This window comes from Leptospira langatensis (genome assembly GCF_004770615.1).
GTDB classification, from domain to species: domain Bacteria; phylum Spirochaetota; class Leptospiria; order Leptospirales; family Leptospiraceae; genus Leptospira_B; species Leptospira_B langatensis.
The window spans coordinates 222,179-239,586 of the sequence record NZ_RQER01000002.1 but is presented as its reverse complement, the minus strand read 5'-3'; the positions used below and the strand labels follow the sequence as shown (position 1 = coordinate 239,586).

Genomic DNA, 17,408 nt, shown 5'->3' with positions numbered 1-17,408 from the left:
TTCGAAAAAAAGCGCTCTAAGAAGATTTTTTCGGACCTGGCCTTAGTATGAAATCACTAAGACTGATTAAATTGTTTGGAGCATCCTTGGATGGCGTAGATCCGTTTCCTGTTTCCGTGGAGATCAATATCAAAAGAGGAATTCCTAGGTTTGCGATCACAGGACTCGCTGCTGCTGTGATCAAGGAGTCGGGAGACAGAATCCGGATCGCGATCGAGAACAGTGGATTCGATTATTCTCTTTGTAACATTCTAGTCCATCTCTCTCCTGCAGGCAGAAAGAAAGAAGGTACCTATCTGGATCTTACCATTGCTACAGGTATCCTAGCGTTGACCGGCCAATTGCAAGAGCCGGAAAGACTAGAAACATTTCTGATCTTGGGAGAACTCGGACTAGACGGTTCTATTCTTCCGATCAAAGGGATCCTGCCAATCTTACTCTCTTTGGCCCGGTCCCATTTTTCCGGCGCCATCGTTCCTTGGGCAAACAAAGAAGAAGCGTCGGTTCAGGAAAAGATCCCGATCTATGCGATCTCCCAGCTGAAAGATCTACAGGTTTTGTTGAAGGGAGGGATTTCCAGAGAACCTAAAAGGAATGTTAAATCCCACGTGGAGAATTCCCCGGAAAGAATAGATCTTTATAAGAGCCAATTGCCGGCGCTTCGGGCTTTGCAGATCGCTTGCGCCGGTTTTCATCATTGTCTTCTTTCCGGATCTCCCGGCACGGGAAAGACGATGCTTGCAAGACTTGCCTATTCTCTTCTGCCAAATCCCGATGAAAGCGAGGCAATCGAGTTATTGGCTTTTAGGTCCTTCCAAGAGAACACAAAGAATAGGAATGTCAAAAGACCATTTCGAAATCCTCATCATACAGCTTCCGATATTTCTTTGGTAGGAGGATCCATTCATTTGAAAATGGGAGAAGTCTCTCTCGCAAGCCATGGGATCCTTTTCTTGGACGAGCTCTCCGAATTCTCTTCCCGAAATCTGCAAGCCTTGCGAGAGCCCATGGAAGAAGGAAGGATCACGATCGCTAGGATCTCCGGGTCCGTTACCTACCCTGCCTCCTTTCTTCTACTCGGAGCCACCAATCTTTGTCCTTGCGGTTATTACGGTTCTTCCGTTCGGATATGTACTTGTTCCCTTTCTTCGATCCGAAATTACCAAGCTCCCTTTAGCGGTCCCTTCTTGGATCGGATCGAGATCTTCTACCATCTGAGTCTGCCTAGGGCTCGAGAGGAAAAAACTGTCTCAGTAGATTTGAAGAAAATACGGGAGTCGATTGCGCTCGCAGCATTCTTACAAAAACGAAGATTGTACAAGCAAATTGGAAAATTATATAACGGCAGATTAAGAGGAGAAGAAGTCGAGGCGTTTATCCCACTCTCCGAAGTATGTAACGATTTTCTAATGAGTGCTTCTGCTCAGGAAAAGTTCAGTATTCGAAAACTTTCTCATGCAAAGAAGGTAGCGAGGTCGATTGCGGATCTGGAAGGTTCGGAAGGGATAGAACTCAAGCATTTGGAGGAGGCCCTTGTTTTCCTGAATTCCGGATGGTCTCCGGAAAACAGGGCCGTTTCCTAGGCTTCGTTCTTTCGACGGTTTTATTTTTGTTAGTTTACTTGGCCAGGAAGTGAGAGAGCTCCATAGCGATCTTATCGATGGCGAAATCAATATAGTTTTCGTCCTCGATCTTCTTCTTGTAGTCCTCGAACTTCCGCTTTTTGATCGGAACTCCTCGTTTTCTCAGGATTACCGGGTCCGGACCGAACGGATCGGTCCCGGCCAAGTTGCCGAGAATTTGGATGCTTTTCATAGTTACTTCCTTGTAACGATTTAAGGTCCTCATCCTTGAGAACCCGCAGACAATTCGAAAATCGACTCCTTTTTCGATTCGCTTAACGAAGGTTTTAGAATAGATTCAGATAAAAAGTTAGTTCCCTTTTTTCGTTAATAAATGCCAAACAAAAGGAGACAAAATAATTTCTAAAAGAAACGTCCTTCTCCAAATAATGCTTAGCTGCGGTCCTCATCTTACGCATCTTCTGCGGAGTGAAGACTTCTAAGGGATGGAATTCCTCTCTCTGGATCCAATGTTTCACTTCGATAAAATGTAGGACGTTTTCTCTCAGAGTGATTATGTCGATCTCTGCCGTCCGGATCCTAAAATTTCTCTCTAAGATCTTGTGACCGTTTTTGGTCAGATAGTCCTGAGCCAGTTCTTCTCCCAGGTTTCCTTTTTCTTTGCTATTGTTTTGGAGCTTCTTCATATCCGAAACGGGTCGAAGAATGCCGTCGTGGTTTACAAAAAATTAATGGTTTGCAGTGGCGTCGATCAGGTCGAGAGCCTTGACGATAAAGAGATGATTTTCTTTTACAAGATCCACTAAGAGAAGATTTCTCACAAAGGTTCCATACTCGTCTTTGATGATCCGGATAGATGGCCTAAGAGGTTTGTCCGAATTTGCGGCGAGAACGATCCCCACTCTTTTGTCGGAAAGTTCCACACAGGAACCCACAGGATAGAGAGAAACCTGATTTAGGAAAGTCCGAACGATCTTGAGATCGAATTTACCCACATCCATACTGATCATGGACTTGATCGCTTCGTGCGGAAGGACCCTCTGTCTATGCGGTCGATTTGTAATAAGTGCGGAGAAATTATCCGCAATCGCATAGATCCGAGCATTCTCCTCGATCGCGACCCCGGTTAGCTTTTGGGGATACCCTTTCCCATCGAATCTTTCATGGTGTTGCAGTGCCACAACCGCCAAGCTATTCTTTACCTTGATCCTTTGAGTCAGGATCTGGTAACCGATGATAGTATGCTTCAGAATGGATTTGTATTCTTCGTCGGTGAGTTGGTCCGATTTTTCAGAGATGGTCGCAGGTACTTTGGTCATTCCCACGTCTGCTACTAGACAAGAGATCGCTAGATCCACCATCTTGGGACGGGAGAAGTCCAAAAGCTTTCCTATGATAAGGGCGTATAGAGTGGAATTCGTGATCTGATTGTACAGATAATAACCCGGGTTATTCATTCCCAGGATCAAATAGGAAAGATTATTATGAGCTCTTACGAAATCCGCGAGGGCTTCTCCTTGCTCTCTTACCGGTCCGAAATCGAAGGTCTTGTCTTCTGCAGCCTTTCTATAAACATCCTGTACCAGATTGAATGTATTCTTGTACAGATTCGTAAACTGTACCTTGATCCGATTTAGATTATCATACATTCCTTTTAAAGGAAGAAGGTCTTCGTCTACGATGGTACTGATAATAAAGTCTTCAAGCTGGGTTTCCAGATGTTCGGGAGGGACATCAATGATCAGAATATCTCCGTGAGTCAGTACCTCAGTGATCCCGAAGCGTTTCAGTCTTTCTAGATCCGAATCGGTGATCGGAGTATTGGAAGTGATGAATAGATTTTCTTTGTCCAAGTAGACCGGTTTCGTGAATCTCATTCCCGGTTTCAGTTCGGATACGCTTAACTTTTTCATTTTTTCTGGGGTCCCTTATTCGCTTGGACTTTTTTGAGAAAGCACAAAGGCAAAAACACTCGCCACTGCTCTGTATAAATTCTCGGGAATTTCCTTTCCCACAGGTATAGGAGTCAAGGCCTCCGCCAAAGGAGGATCTTTCACTACTGGGATACCGTGTTTTAGCGCTAGCCTGCGGATCTTTTCGGCCATGGTACCTTCTCCGCTTGCTAAAACCATAGGACCTTGATTTTCCTTCGGTGTAAATTTAAGGGCGATTCCTAATTTCACGCGGTCCATTCCCTCCTCTGTAAAGAGGGTTTATATTGTATCCTGAGTTCTTGGAATTTAACTCCCGATTCCTCTAAGAACTGCTTAAATTTTTTCCTATTCTGACCTATATGCAAGTACATTTTGGAACTAGTAAAAACTGCAGTTAGGATCAGGTCTGAGGCATCATCCTTCTTCCAAAAGAATCTGTAGAGACTTGGACCGTCTTCTTTGGTCTCTAAAAAGAGAACAAAGATCTTCTCCTCGCTTTCGAAGTCCAAATAACCTTCTGCATTTCCTCCTTCCCATTCCCACTCGAAATAGGGAGTTTCTGCCTTCCATTCTAGAAATGGAAAATAGCTTTTGAGAAAAGCAATAGCATTCTCTTGTGAGATCGGTCCCTCTTCTTTGTGAAGAATCTTTTCTAAGATCCCAGTCAATCCCTTCTCTAAAGGGGAAGGAGCTTCCTCCGAACCTGTATCCTCCGAGAGTTTACGTTCTAAGATGCGCCATTCCGGGGATTTGCCTAAAGAAGTTCGGGATAAAAGTAATTCTTCTCCGGAAAGTAAAGGGGTCTTTGCATTGGCTTCTATGGTTTCCCCTTGCCAGAATAGTTTAGCCCTCCCTTCTTTGGTCCCTTCTTTTACCCAGACCCGAAAGAAAGGGGCCTCTTTGGATTCCGCATCCAATAACTCCGGATTTTTAAGTCCGGATGCTGAGTTTAGGATCAGGGAAATTTGATGAGATTCGGGGACCCGATCCGGTTTGGAGATCGGTGTCTGGTTCCTATCGATCGGATTGGGAGGAGGAATGGGGAGCATGGAATTTTTTCGTGAAGGATCTTCTGTGGATTCTTGTGATGCCTAGGTTGCGAATTGCTTCTTCATGAGCCGCGCTTCCGTATCCCTTATGAGATTCAAAACCGTATCCCGGGAATTTGGAAGCGATCGTCTTCATGAACCGATCCCTTTTTACCTTTGCAATGATAGAAGCCGCTGCGATACTCGCGATCCTGGAATCTCCCTTCGTATAATAATGAGACTTATGCTTTAGGAGTTCGGACTCCTTGTATCTAGAAAAATTGTAATTCCCATCTATGAGAAGAAGCAAATCCTTTCTAGTATTTTCTATCGGTGATCTGGAACCCTTTCTATAACATTTGAGGATGCCTTCCAATACTGCCCGATTGATCCCGTGCGTATCTATGAAAGTGTGAGAAAGGAAAGCATGGGCCACGGTATGTGCGCTTTCTTGGATCTCCCTGAACAATCGTTCTCGTTTTGGTTCGGCTAATTTTTTGGAGTCATCCAAGCCTGCTAGGATCTCACCCGAATGGATCTTCTCCAAGGTTTCCGGAAGAAAACTCACTAAGGCAACGGATAAGGGGCCGGCATAGGGACCTCTTCCGGCTTCGTCGATCCCACAAGGTAAATACTCTGAGAAAAAGCGAAATTCTTCGGGTTCGAAATGATTCTTAGGCATAGGAGCGATTCGAAAAGATTTCAGTCAGCTTCTGCTAGTTGAAAAGAAGAAACAATTGCAAATTCGATTTAGGGAATATTCAGGATAGAAAAAGAGAACGGTGAATACGGGTCTCTTATCGGATCGAAGAGAATGAGAAAGGATAGAAGTGAATCTATTGGATAGGAAGGAAAGAGTGCTAGCTTGAAAGAAAGATGAAAAGAGTGAAAGACTGAAATTCCAATAGGACGACTGTAGCCCTATTGGAATTCTATCAGAATGATTTATTCTGCTGGAGTAGCTGCTGCGGCAGTTGCAGCTTCTTCGGCTGCGGTTTGGCGTTTTCTGTCTTCTGCTACCAGGACTTTTCCGCCTTTCAACTCGCGAATACGAGCAGACTTTCCGGAACGTTCTCTTAAGAAGAAGAGTTTAGAACGGCGAACCTTACCTTTACGTATTAGTTCGATTTTTGCAATACGAGGTGAATACAGTGGGAATACCCTTTCAACACCTACATCATAGGAAACCCTGCGAACAGTGAATGATTTTCCGTTTCCGCCATTGGAGATGGAGATCACTACACCTTCATACACCTGGACCCTTTCCTTTCCGGATTCTTGGATCTTGTAGTGTACCTTAACAGTATCCCCGACATTAAAGTTCAGGGTACGATTGGCTTCGGTAGGCAATCCGCCTTTCAGAAGTTCTTTCATAAATTCCTCGTAATATCGGGGTCGACTTTCTTTCGATTGGCATTTCGCCAAGATTCTATCGCCGCGTGGTTTCCGCCCAAGAGTATATCGGGAACCTTCCAACCATTGTACTCGGAAGGTTTCGTATATTGGGGATATTCTAGTATATCCCTTTCATTATGAGATTCTTCATCCAGGCTCTCTCGGTCGCCTAAAAAGCCGGGCAAAAGCCTGGACACAGCATCTGTTACGCAAAGGCTGGCCAAATCTCCGGCTGAAATTACATAATTTCCAAGGGACAGTTCTATGTCAACAAGATGCTCAGTTACTCTATGATCCACACCTTCATAGTATCCTGAGATGAAAGTAAGTGGCTTTTTCTGAGTCGAAAGCTTCTCCGCTACGCTTTGATCGAATGGGATCCCGGAAGGAGTCATTAGGATGACGAGCCCTTTCTCTTCTCCCAGCGATTTAAGAGCGAGATCGATAGGCTCTACTTTGAGCAGCATCCCAGGGCCTCCTCCATAGGGAGTGTCATCCACTTTCAAATGTTTATTATTCGAGAAGTCTCTCAGTTGCACTACGTTTACAGAGAAGACTCCGTTGCGAATGGCCTTCTCTTGCAAACCTTCCGCAAAGTAAGAAGCAATTTTGGAAGGGAATAAGGTGATGAAGTTAAATTTCATTCCAATCCTCAGGATTCTTGATCAGGATCTTGCCTTCGTCAAGTAATACCTTTCCCACATGCTTTTCCACATACGGAATGAGTATTTCTGAGTCCTTGGATTGGAATACTAGGATAGCGTGGGCCGGGTTCTCGATGAGATCGGTAAGTTCCCAGTCCAGTTTGGCTCCTTCTTCTGAGTATGCTTGGAGACCCTTTAATTCGAATAGATAGTATTCTTCTCCCTTGGACCTGGGGAAGTAAGACCTGTTTATGTAGAGATTTCCGCCGATCAGGTTTGCGGCCTCTTCCGGCGTAGTAACTCCGTCGATCTGTAAGATCACTCTTCCGGAATGACGTTGTGCCTTTAGGATACGAATCGGGATAGGTTCTCTAGAAGAGAACTCGAGAGTTGCATCGATTGGAAATTTGAGGTCCGGGAGGGCGCTTTCTTGGGCCACTAATTTGAGAAAACCCTTCAGACCGAAGGGCTTTCCTAATTTCCCGGTTAGGATCCGAGTTTCAGTCAATAATTTCCAGTGAGAAATTTTTTCCGGCTTTGACGGAAGCGGCAGTGAGGATCGCTCTGAGTGACTTCGCGATCCGGCCATTCTTACCGATCACCTTTCCCACATCCTTCGGGGAGACCCGGAGTTCTAAGACGGTTTGCTCGTCGCCTTCGATCTCCTTTACGGAAATCTCCTCCGGATGATCTACTAGAGAAGTAACGATATAACGGATTAGATCTTCCATTACTTCTTCAGGGATTGTTTATATTCCGCCCAGATCCCCTCGTTCTTAATGAGGTTCAGAACGGTTCCGGTAGGTTGAGCACCTTTACCCAGCCAATTTAGGACCTTCTCTTTATCGAGAGTCGTCTGACCTTTGATCTCAGCCGGGTGATAGTGGCCGAGAATATCGATAAATTTACCGTCTCTTGGGGAACGGCTGTCAGCAGCCACTACCCGGTAGTGAGGGTTATTTTTGGCTCCAGTTCTTTGTAGTCTGATCTTAACCAAAGTAAAATTCCTTCGTTTAAATAACGAGTGCGGACTATAGAGATAGCTCGCGCATTAAGCCATAATTTCGCAGAGAGCTCTTATGTCAAGGTTTAATGGAAAGAGCTAAATAAAGAGAAGGATCAGGCCTTGGAAGCCAGTCCTTTTAAGCGGACCCCATTCTCGCTCGGATCTCCCGACTTGAATAGCCCTGCTCCGACCACGCAAATATCCACACCGGCCTTGGCCAATTCCTGGATATTGGTATCGTTCACTCCACCGTCCACTTCTAGTTCGATCGGATAGGAAGAAATAAGGGACTTCACCTTGCGGATCTTGTCCATTCCCCCATCCACGAATTTTTGACCATAGAAGCCTGGCTCCACAGTCATGATCAGTACTAGATCGATATAAGGAAGCAATGTCTCTAATACTTGGACGGGAGTTCCTGGATTCAGGGAAACTCCTACCTTGGTCCCGTTTTTCTTGATCTCTTGGGCGAGACGGATCGGAAAGCGAGTGGTTTCCGCATGGAAAGTAATGCAGTACGGGGAAAGTTCATAGTACTTGGCCACATGGTTTTCCGGTTTTTCTACCATGAGGTGAACATCTAGAGGGATCTGGGTCATTGACTTGACCTCTTTATTGATCGCCTCGCCGAAGCTGATCTGCGGGACGAAGTTCCCGTCCATCACATCCATATGGACTAGGTCGATCCCTTCTTTCTTGAAATTAGGTACTATGTTTGAGAGCGCAGTCAGTTGGGTTGCGAGAATAGAGGCGGATATTTTCAAAATTCGTTCTCGTAGTCTTTGGATTTTACTTTGGAACCATTCGCATCTAGGAGAACCAGGGTAACATCTCCCGTTCTATAAAATACAGTTTGGATCTTCTCTCCTTCTTGGTAAGAAGTGGGAGAAGAGATCTCGGTTTTCTTATTCTCGTCGTTCTGATCCTGTACGATCATACTATACGTTCCGTTTTCTCGGATCTTGTATTCGAAGCTTTCGTATCCGCTCTCTACGTGATCTTCCGGCTCGAAGAAGAAGACTTTGAATTTGTATTCATTCCCGATCTTTTGGATGGATTCAATTCGTCCATTTTCCGGACGGAATTTTGTGGCCACCACTTCTGTCTTGAAAGGCACTTTGGATCGAGCCAAGGCTCTCTGCGCAAACGCGAAGGAATCTCCCGGACGGAAATCCAGGCCTAGTGAAGCCTCTCCTTCCTTCTTCTTCGTGGAGGACTTGGTAACGAGTAAAAAGACTTTTTCGGCAGCAGTAGTGTTTTTTCCGGCTTCCGGGATTTGATCCACTACAGTGTCAGGCAACTCCCCTTCTTTGGCTTCCACATAGGTGATCCCGCCTAGGGTGAGAGAAACGTAATTTTCTCCCGAGAGTACCTTCTCCATGAAGTTCTTTGCTGAAGCCAGGGTCTGTCCTTTCAGATCCGGCATAATGATACGATCCAGTCCGATGTTTACGGTCAAGGAAACCTTGGAACCGGCCTCGATCTCTCTACCTGGACGAATGGATTGATAGATAATAATACCGTCCGTTTTATCCGGATATCTCTTGGATTCTAAACGAACCTTGAGCTGTAGACGCATGAGCTCGTTATGGACTTCGTTATAGGGTTTCCCAACCACATCGGGCATGACCACCATATTGGCGCTCTTGGTCCGAACGAATACAACGAGAAAGGCTGCTATGAAAAATACAACCAAGCCGAATGCGATGAAAAAAAAGTAACCCCCGACAGGGAGATATTTAGAGCGGAGTTCTTCCTTAGTCACTCGAAGCGATCCTCATCCGTAATGCGGAAACCGTTTAGGAAATCGCCAACAGGCATTCTGTTTTTATTTTCCGGCTGAACGGAAATGAGTTCCAGAAAACGGCCATCTCCACACTGGAAAAGAAGGGCCTTTTTGTCCATTCGTTTCAATCTGCCTGGCTTACGCCCTTCTTCCGAAAAATCGGACGGTTTGGTTTTCCAGATCACAAGTCGTTTTTCTCGGAATTGGCAAAAGCCTCCTAGGTCAGGGCTAAGGGCTCTGATCCGATTGTGCAATTCCATGGCGGGAAGTTTCAGATCCAAGATCCTGTGTTCCGGCAGGATCTTGGTGCAGTACGTTGCCTCGGAATGGTTTTGCGGTACGGCATCGAATGCTTCTTCCCTCTTTCCTTTGAGCAAGGGAAGAAGAGCGGCAATCCCGGCATCTGTGATCTTTTCCATGAGAGTTCCGGTATCGTCTTCGAGAGAGATCGGAACTTCGGAGATATGGATGATATCCCCTTCGTCCATCTTCTCTCCTAAATATTGGATGCTGATCCCACTCTTGGTATATCCTTTCCAGAGTGCAGTTTGTACAGGAGAGGCTCCTCTTAGGTCGGGAAGAATAGAACCATGCAGATTGATGGAACCGAATCTAGGAATGGAAAAGATTTCCTTCGGTAGAATCGAACCGTAAGCGAATACAACATATAGATCGGGAGAAAATGAGGAAAGGTCCGAGATTGCTTTTTCCTTTTCCTTCTTTATGGATTCGTATTGGAAGACTGGTAGGCTTGCCCGGATTGCGATCTCTTTGACCGGACTAGGTTGCGGGGTCTTGCTTCTTCCTTTGGGCCGATCCGGATTTGTGACCACGAATTCGACCTGGATCTCAGGCTCTTCTAATAAAGCCTGTAACAGTTTGGAAGAAGGTTCCGGTGTTCCGAAAAATGCGATTTTCATCAGACTAGATCCAATGGATCAAAATCCAGTTCTAGGTAAACGTTTTTTGAGAGTTTGAGAGGTCGGATCTCCTTCTTCAGGATCTCTCTCCATTTGTTTTGCACAGTCGTCTTGATCAGTATATGATTTCGGAAATTCGCATCTATCTTATAAAAAGGACAGGGCGCCGGTCCGAGTAGGATCGAATTCGGTTCGGGCAAATACTTCTTCAAGATCCGATGTACTTCTTCTATGGTTTTGAGGGAGAGTTCTTCGTCCTTGGAGCGGGAAAGGATACGAACAAGCCTGGAGAATGGCGGATAGAAGAGTTCTTGTCGAGTGGGTAATTCAGATTCATAAAATTGAATATAGTCTTGGTTGAGAGCCATTCGAATGATCGGATGATCTGCCGCATTCGTTTCTATCAGCACCTCTCCTTCTAGATCGGAGCGCCCCGCTCTTCCAGCCACCTGAGTGAGAAGAGAGAATACTCTTTCTCCCGCTCTGAAGTCCGGGAGTCCGAGACCTATTCCTGCGTTCAATACTCCTACTAAGGTCACTCTTCCAGCGTCCAATCCTTTGGAGATCATCTGAGTACCTGTAAGAATATCGATCTCCCCTCCGACTAATCGTCCAATGACATCTGTGAGAACCGTCTTGTCTTGGATGGAGTCCTGATCCAGTCTTTCCACCTTGGTTCCTGGAAAGCTTTCGAGTAGGAACTCTTCCAGTTTTTGGGTGCCTGTTCCCATCATAACGAGTTTTTCGCCGAGCCTTGTTTCTAATCTTTGTAGAGAATCCGTGAAACCGCAGAGATGGCAGATAACGCTTCCTTTCTTATGATAGCATAGATGGGATGTGCAATTTGGACAGGGGATATAGGCTTTTTGCGTCTCCGAATATAGAAGAGGACTATACCCTCTTCTGTTCAATAGAAGGATGACCTGTTCCTTTCTATCTAGACGTTGCTTGATCGCAAAGGTTAGCTCCGAGCCGATCAGCCTCGCTTCTTTTTTGTTCTCTTCTATGCGGACCTTAGGAGGCTTGGCAACGCCGGGACGTTTGCTTAGGACTTGCAATCCAATCTTTCCCGTTTTTGCCAGATGATATACTTCTAAGGAAGGAGTCGCGGATCCTAAGACTAAAACCGCTTTGTTCTGTCTACATCTTTGGAGAGCGACCTGTCTTGCGTGATACCTCGGTGTGGAATGTTCTTTGAAGGACCCGTCATGTTCCTCGTCTATAATGACCAGTCCCAGATTTTGGATGGGTGCAAATACTGCGGATCTAGTTCCTACTGCGATCCTTTTTCGTCCATGAAGAAGATCCGTATATGCCTTGAATCTTTCGGAGACCTTTAACGCAGAATGAAGAAGTGCGATCTGTCCTGGAAAGACTGCTTCTAACTTTCGAATGATATGATAGGTAAGTCCAATTTCTGGAACTAAGAGTAAGATCCCCTTGTCCGTTTTCTGGAGAAGTTCTTGGATCAAATGCAGATAGACTTCTGTCTTTCCACTTCCTGTGATCCCGAATAAAAGATGAACCGCGTCCTTTCCGAAGTCCGACTTTATATTTTGATATGCTTTCTCTTGTTCTTCGTTTAGTTTTAACAGCTTTGTTTCCGAGACCTCTTCGTTTAAGACTACCTTGGAATGCCTTCTCCCGGTAGGGATCATCTTGTGTATGCATTCCCCCAAGGAAGCAAGATACTGTTCCTTTAACCAATAAGCGAGTTGGATCTGCTCTTGGTTGATGATCGGTGTCTTGTCGACGATCTTATCTATCGGTAGGACCTGGTAGCTCGGCTCGTTATGATGCAAAGAAAGGATAATGCCTTCTTCTTTTCGTCCCCGAAGTTTTGCTTCTACTCGAACGCCGACTGGAGTTCCTGCTGGGACCTCATACGTGAATGTGTCCTCTAAAAGAGGAAGATCGAAGGCAACCTCCGCAAACTGGATCAAATTCTTTCTCTCACCTCAGTATGAAAGATCCCTAATTGGGAAAGAATACTTTCCTTGATCTCTATTTCTTTCCTCTTTGCCTCTTGGAATTCAGGGCTTTCCGGTTTAGAGGATTTTCGTTTCTGTTCCGCTGCGAGAATTGCTTCCGGAGAACGAAGTACGATCATTGGGACTCCTGGTTGGAATTCTAATGTTTTTCCCATTTGCTTGGCGGCTTCTTCTTTTCCGAATAAAAGTGTAGCTGCAGCACCGAGTAAGACGATGCCTTGGATCCCTTCTTCTTGCACTGTTTCCTGCACTTGGGTCTTGCAGTTCTCCGTTCTTCTTTTCCAATCCGATTCTTCGGATCTGTCCTGGGAGAACAAGCAGCCTGGGAATTCTTGGTAATAGAATTCCTTCATAGTGAATCCGAACACCTTTTGGATCATCCTATCGAATAGATCTTCCGCCTCTGCAGTCCGAAAGGTCTTCAGAGCATTCGTCTTCACATAGGATTCCTTTCCGGAGATGGTCTCTCCTGTATAATGCAAAACTAATATTTTCTTTCTGCCTCTAATGAGGAAATGACGGACTGCGCTCAATCGATCCGGACAAAGTTTGCAGGTGAAATTTCGATCGTCCTTTTTGACCGGCGTTCGCACTTGGATCCCAGGCATAGAAACTGCTTGTTTGGAAGAAGAAGCCAAGGGCCAATTCCAAGATTCCTTCCAATTTAGGTCGAGATCGTTTGGGTCCACTTCTCCTTGCTTTCTGAAAATGGGAAATTGATCGGTCTGGATCAGGAATTTCAGATCTTGCAAGATCCCTTTCAGTTCTTTTAAGATGCCAGGCTTACTCATGGACGTCCTCCGATTGTATGCCTAAGGATTTCATCTTTCTATATAAATGGGATCGTTCTATTCCTAGGGATTTGGAGGTCTTGGAGACATTTCCTTCATTCATTTGCAATGTCTTGAGGATATATTGCTTTTCGAATTCTTCTTTCGCTCTCTTGAAGTCTCCCTTCTCTACCAGATCGTTTGCTTTTACGAATCCTTTCAGGGAGTCCTTTACGTCCTGGGCCCGGATGATCTCTCCCACGGTCATGATGCAAAGTCTTTCTACTACGTTCTTGAGCTCTCTGATATTCCCCGGCCAAAAATGGTTTTCCAGGATAGAAAGCGCTTCTTTCTCGATCTTTTTAGCTGGAAGATTATTCTCTTCTATCGTATGTCGTACATAATAATCCACTAATAAAGGAATATCCGATTTTCTATCTCTAAGAGGCGGGATCACGATCGGGATCACATTCAATCGATAGTAGAGATCCTCTCTGAACTTTCCTTCTTTGATCGCGTCTTCTACAGGGATATTGGTGGCTGCAATCACTCTCACATCCACGGAAACTTGCTCCGTGCTTCCCAATTTCTCGAATCTCTGTTCCTGTAGAATACGGAGCACTTTTGCCTGTGTGGATAAGGACATATCACAGATCTCGTCTAAGAATAGAGTCCCACCATTTGCCGCTTCGAATTTACCAATTCTAGTCTCACTTGCTCCGGTAAAGGCTCCTTTTACATATCCGAAAAGTTCGGATTCGATCAATTCTTCGGGAAGTGCGGCGCAGTTGATCTCTACGAACGGTTGCTCCCTTCTTTTAGAGTTTTGGAATATGGTCCTTGCAACGAGTTCCTTGCCGGTTCCGTTCTCTCCGTAGATAAACACTCTTGCGTTGGTAGCCGCCGCCTGTGCGATCGAGAATTTTACTTTTTGGATGGCGGAAGAATTTCCTAAGATCTCATCGTATTCCAGTTTGATCTCGGGAGATTCAGATCTTTCCGAATAGACCAAGGCTTCTTCGACTGCTTCGAGGACTTTTGCGATAGAGAGAGGTTTCTCTAAGAAGTTCAAGGCCCCTTTTTTGGTAGCCTGGACTGCGAGTTCTATCGTTCCATGACCGGAGATCATTACAATAGGAACGGTTGGATAGATCTTCTTGCATTCATCTAGGATATTCAGTCCGTCTTCTTTTCCGAGCCAAACATCCAAAAGTACAAGACTCGGTCTTTCTATCTTAAGATGCTTTAGGAAATTCTTTCCGGAAGAGAAATGTTCTACTTCGTAATTCTCATCTTCCAGGATGTCCTTTAAGGATTTTCGAATTTCAGGTTCGTCGTCTACTATGAAGATTCTCATTTACGCTACCGGAAGTTCTATCCTAAACTTGCAACCACCGAGTTCAGAAGAATCTACGGAAATATGACCGTTATGGTCAATCACAGTTTTTTGGACAATTGCGAGCCCTATGCCAGAAGTATGTTTGTCTTTTGTGGAATAGTACGGTTCGAATACCTTGGATCTATATTCGTTAGAGATCCCGATCCCGTTATCTTCTACGAGTAATACTACGGACCTTCTCATGATCCTTCTGTCCAGTTTCGTAGTGATACGTATTTTTCCTTGAGAAGGATCCAATTCCCCTTTCGCCTTCTTCTTCTCGATCGCTTCCAATGCATTCTTGAAGAGGTTATTCATGACTCCCAAGAATAGTTTCTTATCGATGAATATTTCAGGAAGGTTCTTGGTGAAGTTCAATTCTATATGGATGCCGGGGGTATGTTCGAATAACTTAGAACTTTCCATAACGAGAGGTTCTAGATGTTGGTTGATCAGTCTAGGCGTCGGCATTCTAGCGAACTCGGAGAATTCATTTACTAGATGTTCTAGGATCTTTACCTGACCCACAATGGTTTCGGTACCCTTAGTAACGATCTCTTGGAATTCCATTGGGACATTGCTGTTCAATTTTCTACGAATTCTTTCCGCTGAGAGTTGGATCGGTGTAAGTGGATTCTTGATCTCGTGAGCCATTCTCTGGGCCACTTCTTTCCAAGCTGCGATCCTTTGCGTGTGCATGAGCTCTTCATTCTTGGATTTTAGATCTTTTACCATCTGATTGAAGGATTCGACTAGGGCCCCTATTTCTCCTCCTTCTCTGAGAGGAAGGTTGATATCCGTATCTCCCAAGGAAACTTTTTGCGTGGCGTTTGCAAGATCTATGATGGGCCTCGAGATCTTTCTTGCGAATAATAATGAGAAGAAGATGGATAGAAGAAAGGTAACTATAACTAGAAGGCTTAAGGTAAGACGGATCTCATAGGGGAGTTTTTCCTTGGTCAGGTCCGCTGTTAGGTAGTTCTTTCTGGTATTTAGTAGGGAATAAGCCTTCTCTTCTTCTCCTATAAAAACACGCTTTCCTAATAGAAGGAATTTTTCAGGATCCTGGGACGGTATCTTAATAAGATAATATGCCAGATTTGGATATACAGCCAGACTATCGGAGATCCCTTCTTCTCCCGTTGGAGAAAATTCGAATTGATGGTTCGGCAATTTTAAGGCTCGGTTCTCCAAGATAGCCGTTTTCTTTTCGAACCAACCCACGTAAAATGCGGGATTGGAGATCAGATCTAGTTCGTTCGCTCTATGAGTTAAAAGTCCCGTGCTCGGTTTTTCATTTCGGACCAGATTGCGGAGTAATTTCCCTTTTTCTAATAGATTCCTCTTCTCCGCTTTTAGTTCCTTTTGGACAAAGTAATCCCCTGCATCCAAGGCTTGTGCTATGTCCAAACCGTAGAATCCCTCGAATACTTTGCCGATCACATTGGAGGATAGGAACAGGACTGGAAATGAAGGAAGCATCGCGATGAATAGAAAAGAGAGAGACAATCGGTATCGGATAGAGCTACGCAATCTTCCGGTTTCCAGATTACGTCGGTTCCTATAAACATAGGAAACCGTTAGGAATAGAATGACTAAAGGAACAGTATAATAAACGTAGATCAGTACTCGATCTACGAATGCTATACCGCTGGAATTCCGAAAAGAGATCAGCTCTGCGAGTATGATCGCAATACAGATCACTCCGGAGAGTATGAATAGGTCTCTTAGATAGTATCTATTCTCTTCGTTCCGGAATGGGAACCAGCTCATACTGCAAAATCGCCTTCCACTAATTTGGCTAGCGCAGAAGCAGCCTCCTCTTCTTGGGCTCCTTCGGTTTTGATCGAGAATTCTTGTCCAGGTGCCAGGGCCAACATCATGAGTCCCATGATACTCTTTCCGTTCACTTCTACTCCGTCTTTGGAGACCAATACATCGCAGGAATACTTTGCCGCGCAGTTTACAAATACCGATGCGGGACGAGCATGCATACCGGAACTGTTTTCGTTAATTTTGAGGTGGATTTCTTTCAACTTTCCCTTGCTGCAAATATATATTTAATTTCTGACTGAATTCAGCTGCCGCGTTCTTTCCTAATTTCTTTAATCGTTGGTTCATTGCGGCAGTCTCAACGATGATAGGGATATTCCTTCCTGGACGGACCGGAAGTTTGATCAAAGGGATATTCACACCAAGCACTTCTTCCGTTCTGTTCTCTAAACCGGTACGATCGAATTCCTTTTCTTCGGTCCATTCTTCCAAATTGATAATGAGCTCTATGAGTTTATGATCTCGTACGGAACCGATCCCGAAGATATCCTTAATATTCAAGATCCCTAATCCTCTGATCTCCATATGGTGACGAAGAAGATCGGAGCATGTCCCGATGAGATAGCTCTCGGAAAGTCTTCGGATCTCTACCATATCGTCCGCAACCAAGCGATGTCCTCTCTCGATCAGTTCTAATGCAGTTTCACTCTTTCCCACTCCGCTTTTGCCCGAGAGAAGGATCCCTATTCCGAATACTTCGATGAGCACCCCATGCCTCATCGTGCGAGGAGCGAGGCTTCTATCCAGGATCTGCGAGATGAGAGTGATAAACTTATGAGTGGAAACATCCGAACCCAAGAGAGGAATATTCAATCGATTGCAATATTCCACAAAGATAGGAGGAGGGGTGTTTCCATGAGTGAAGATGATGCAATTCAAATGGAAATGAAAGAACTCGGAAGCAAGATTCTCCAGATCCTGTCCTTGCTTGGAAGAGATATAGGCCCATTCTCCTTTTCCGAAGATCTGGATACGATCATGCGCGAAGCTTTCGTAGAAGCCGGTGAGAGAAAGACCCGGACGGTTGATCTCCGAACTATGGATCCTATTTTGTAAACCGTTCTCGCCAGCTATTAATTGCAGTCCTAGTTCGGGATGATCTTTGAGAATATTGGAGACATTAATTCCGGGTACGGACAT

The 17,408-nt window shown here is 45.0% G+C and carries 21 protein-coding genes; 1 reads left to right on the top strand and 20 read right to left on the bottom strand.

Annotated features, from left to right (window positions below):
- Positions 1-47 precede the first annotated feature (47 nt).
- The gene (locus EHO57_RS03905) at positions 48-1,583 is read left to right on the top strand and encodes a YifB family Mg chelatase-like AAA ATPase (protein WP_135643103.1); all 1,536 of its coding nucleotides are present in this window, start codon (positions 48-50) and stop codon (positions 1,581-1,583) included.
- A 34-nt stretch (positions 1,584-1,617) separates the two neighbouring features.
- On the opposite strand, the gene EHO57_RS03900 is transcribed toward EHO57_RS03905, so the two are convergent.
- The 20 genes from EHO57_RS03900 to hprK form a co-directional block, all read right to left on the bottom strand.
- Positions 1,618-1,815: a hypothetical protein gene (locus EHO57_RS03900; RefSeq protein ID WP_135643101.1), complete on the bottom strand. Its 198-nt coding sequence runs from the start codon at positions 1,813-1,815 to the stop codon at positions 1,618-1,620.
- A gap of 94 nt (positions 1,816-1,909) precedes the next feature.
- Positions 1,910-2,269 (bottom strand): YraN family protein, encoded by a 360-nt coding sequence (locus EHO57_RS03895; protein ID WP_135643099.1) that lies wholly within the window; start codon positions 2,267-2,269, stop codon positions 1,910-1,912.
- A gap of 42 nt (positions 2,270-2,311) precedes the next feature.
- On the bottom strand, positions 2,312-3,496 hold the full coding sequence (locus EHO57_RS03890) for an HD-GYP domain-containing protein (protein WP_135643097.1): 1,185 nt from the start codon (positions 3,494-3,496) through the stop codon (positions 2,312-2,314).
- A gap of 15 nt (positions 3,497-3,511) precedes the next feature.
- Positions 3,512-3,775 carry an EscU/YscU/HrcU family type III secretion system export apparatus switch protein gene (locus EHO57_RS03885; RefSeq protein WP_281283353.1) on the bottom strand — a complete coding sequence of 88 codons (264 nt, stop codon included), beginning with the start codon at positions 3,773-3,775 and terminating at the stop codon, positions 3,512-3,514.
- Complete coding sequence (locus EHO57_RS03880) at positions 3,763-4,566, bottom strand: hypothetical protein (protein ID WP_135643092.1); 804 nt, start codon at positions 4,564-4,566, stop codon at positions 3,763-3,765. Before EHO57_RS03880 ends, EHO57_RS03885 begins: the two co-directional genes overlap by 13 nt.
- A complete protein-coding gene (locus EHO57_RS03875) occupies positions 4,532-5,227 on the bottom strand; it encodes a ribonuclease HII (RefSeq protein ID WP_135643090.1) in 696 nt (231 codons plus the stop codon). The genes EHO57_RS03880 and EHO57_RS03875 overlap by 35 nt, the downstream gene beginning before the upstream one ends.
- A gap of 263 nt (positions 5,228-5,490) precedes the next feature.
- Complete coding sequence (gene rplS / locus EHO57_RS03870) at positions 5,491-5,919, bottom strand: 50S ribosomal protein L19 (protein ID WP_135643088.1); 429 nt, start codon at positions 5,917-5,919, stop codon at positions 5,491-5,493.
- Entirely contained in the window at positions 5,916-6,584 is a 669-nt protein-coding gene (gene trmD / locus EHO57_RS03865) for a tRNA (guanosine(37)-N1)-methyltransferase TrmD (RefSeq protein ID WP_135643086.1), read from the bottom strand. The genes rplS and trmD overlap by 4 nt, the downstream gene beginning before the upstream one ends.
- Complete coding sequence (rimM, locus tag EHO57_RS03860) at positions 6,574-7,092, bottom strand: ribosome maturation factor RimM (RefSeq protein ID WP_135643084.1); 519 nt, start codon at positions 7,090-7,092, stop codon at positions 6,574-6,576. Before rimM ends, trmD begins: the two co-directional genes overlap by 11 nt.
- A complete protein-coding gene (locus EHO57_RS03855; RefSeq protein WP_135589205.1) occupies positions 7,085-7,315 on the bottom strand; it encodes a KH domain-containing protein in 231 nt (76 codons plus the stop codon). Before EHO57_RS03855 ends, rimM begins: the two co-directional genes overlap by 8 nt.
- Positions 7,315-7,581, bottom strand: coding sequence for a 30S ribosomal protein S16 (rpsP, locus tag EHO57_RS03850; protein WP_135643082.1), 267 nt, complete (start codon positions 7,579-7,581; stop codon positions 7,315-7,317). The genes EHO57_RS03855 and rpsP overlap by 1 nt, the downstream gene beginning before the upstream one ends.
- A 122-nt stretch (positions 7,582-7,703) precedes the next feature.
- Positions 7,704-8,354: a ribulose-phosphate 3-epimerase gene (gene rpe / locus EHO57_RS03845; RefSeq protein ID WP_135643080.1), complete on the bottom strand. Its 651-nt coding sequence runs from the start codon at positions 8,352-8,354 to the stop codon at positions 7,704-7,706.
- Entirely contained in the window at positions 8,351-9,355 is a 1,005-nt protein-coding gene (locus tag EHO57_RS03840; RefSeq protein WP_135643078.1) for a PASTA domain-containing protein, read from the bottom strand. The genes rpe and EHO57_RS03840 overlap by 4 nt, the downstream gene beginning before the upstream one ends.
- A complete protein-coding gene (fmt, locus tag EHO57_RS03835) occupies positions 9,352-10,296 on the bottom strand; it encodes a methionyl-tRNA formyltransferase (RefSeq protein WP_135643076.1) in 945 nt (314 codons plus the stop codon). The genes EHO57_RS03840 and fmt overlap by 4 nt, the downstream gene beginning before the upstream one ends.
- Complete coding sequence (gene priA / locus EHO57_RS03830) at positions 10,296-12,239, bottom strand: replication restart helicase PriA (protein ID WP_135643073.1); 1,944 nt, start codon at positions 12,237-12,239, stop codon at positions 10,296-10,298. The genes fmt and priA overlap by 1 nt, the downstream gene beginning before the upstream one ends.
- Positions 12,236-13,078 carry a hypothetical protein gene (locus EHO57_RS03825; RefSeq protein WP_135643071.1) on the bottom strand — a complete coding sequence of 281 codons (843 nt, stop codon included), beginning with the start codon at positions 13,076-13,078 and terminating at the stop codon, positions 12,236-12,238. Before EHO57_RS03825 ends, priA begins: the two co-directional genes overlap by 4 nt.
- Positions 13,071-14,414 (bottom strand): sigma-54-dependent transcriptional regulator, encoded by a 1,344-nt coding sequence (locus EHO57_RS03820; protein ID WP_135643069.1) that lies wholly within the window; start codon positions 14,412-14,414, stop codon positions 13,071-13,073. The genes EHO57_RS03825 and EHO57_RS03820 overlap by 8 nt, the downstream gene beginning before the upstream one ends.
- Positions 14,415-16,208, bottom strand: coding sequence for an LIC_11548 family sensor histidine kinase (locus tag EHO57_RS03815; protein WP_135643067.1), 1,794 nt, complete (start codon positions 16,206-16,208; stop codon positions 14,415-14,417). It lies immediately after the preceding gene.
- A complete protein-coding gene (locus EHO57_RS03810; protein ID WP_210410003.1) occupies positions 16,205-16,471 on the bottom strand; it encodes an HPr family phosphocarrier protein in 267 nt (88 codons plus the stop codon). Before EHO57_RS03810 ends, EHO57_RS03815 begins: the two co-directional genes overlap by 4 nt.
- Positions 16,446-17,408, bottom strand: a complete 963-nt coding sequence (gene hprK / locus EHO57_RS03805) for an HPr(Ser) kinase/phosphatase (RefSeq protein WP_135643065.1) — start codon at positions 17,406-17,408, stop codon at positions 16,446-16,448. The genes EHO57_RS03810 and hprK overlap by 26 nt, the downstream gene beginning before the upstream one ends.

Coding starts and splice junctions, on each gene's coding strand:
- EHO57_RS03905 (WP_135643103.1), top strand. CDS start 48: ATGAAATCACTAAGACTGATTAAATTGTTTGGAGCATCCTTGGATGGC.
- EHO57_RS03900 (WP_135643101.1), bottom strand. CDS start 1,815: ATGAAAAGCATCCAAATTCTCGGCAACTTGGCCGGGACCGATCCGTTC.
- EHO57_RS03895 (WP_135643099.1), bottom strand. CDS start 2,269: ATGAAGAAGCTCCAAAACAATAGCAAAGAAAAAGGAAACCTGGGAGAA.
- EHO57_RS03890 (WP_135643097.1), bottom strand. CDS start 3,496: ATGAAAAAGTTAAGCGTATCCGAACTGAAACCGGGAATGAGATTCACG.
- EHO57_RS03885 (WP_281283353.1), bottom strand. CDS start 3,775: ATGGACCGCGTGAAATTAGGAATCGCCCTTAAATTTACACCGAAGGAA.
- EHO57_RS03880 (WP_135643092.1), bottom strand. CDS start 4,566: ATGCTCCCCATTCCTCCTCCCAATCCGATCGATAGGAACCAGACACCG.
- EHO57_RS03875 (WP_135643090.1), bottom strand. CDS start 5,227: ATGCCTAAGAATCATTTCGAACCCGAAGAATTTCGCTTTTTCTCAGAG.
- rplS (WP_135643088.1), bottom strand. CDS start 5,919: ATGAAAGAACTTCTGAAAGGCGGATTGCCTACCGAAGCCAATCGTACC.
- trmD (WP_135643086.1), bottom strand. CDS start 6,584: ATGAAATTTAACTTCATCACCTTATTCCCTTCCAAAATTGCTTCTTAC.
- EHO57_RS03855 (WP_135589205.1), bottom strand. CDS start 7,315: ATGGAAGATCTAATCCGTTATATCGTTACTTCTCTAGTAGATCATCCG.
- fmt (WP_135643076.1), bottom strand. CDS start 10,296: ATGAAAATCGCATTTTTCGGAACACCGGAACCTTCTTCCAAACTGTTA.
- EHO57_RS03825 (WP_135643071.1), bottom strand. CDS start 13,078: ATGAGTAAGCCTGGCATCTTAAAAGAACTGAAAGGGATCTTGCAAGAT.
- EHO57_RS03820 (WP_135643069.1), bottom strand. CDS start 14,414: ATGAGAATCTTCATAGTAGACGACGAACCTGAAATTCGAAAATCCTTA.
- EHO57_RS03815 (WP_135643067.1), bottom strand. CDS start 16,208: ATGAGCTGGTTCCCATTCCGGAACGAAGAGAATAGATACTATCTAAGA.
- hprK (WP_135643065.1), bottom strand. CDS start 17,408: ATGTCCGTACCCGGAATTAATGTCTCCAATATTCTCAAAGATCATCCC.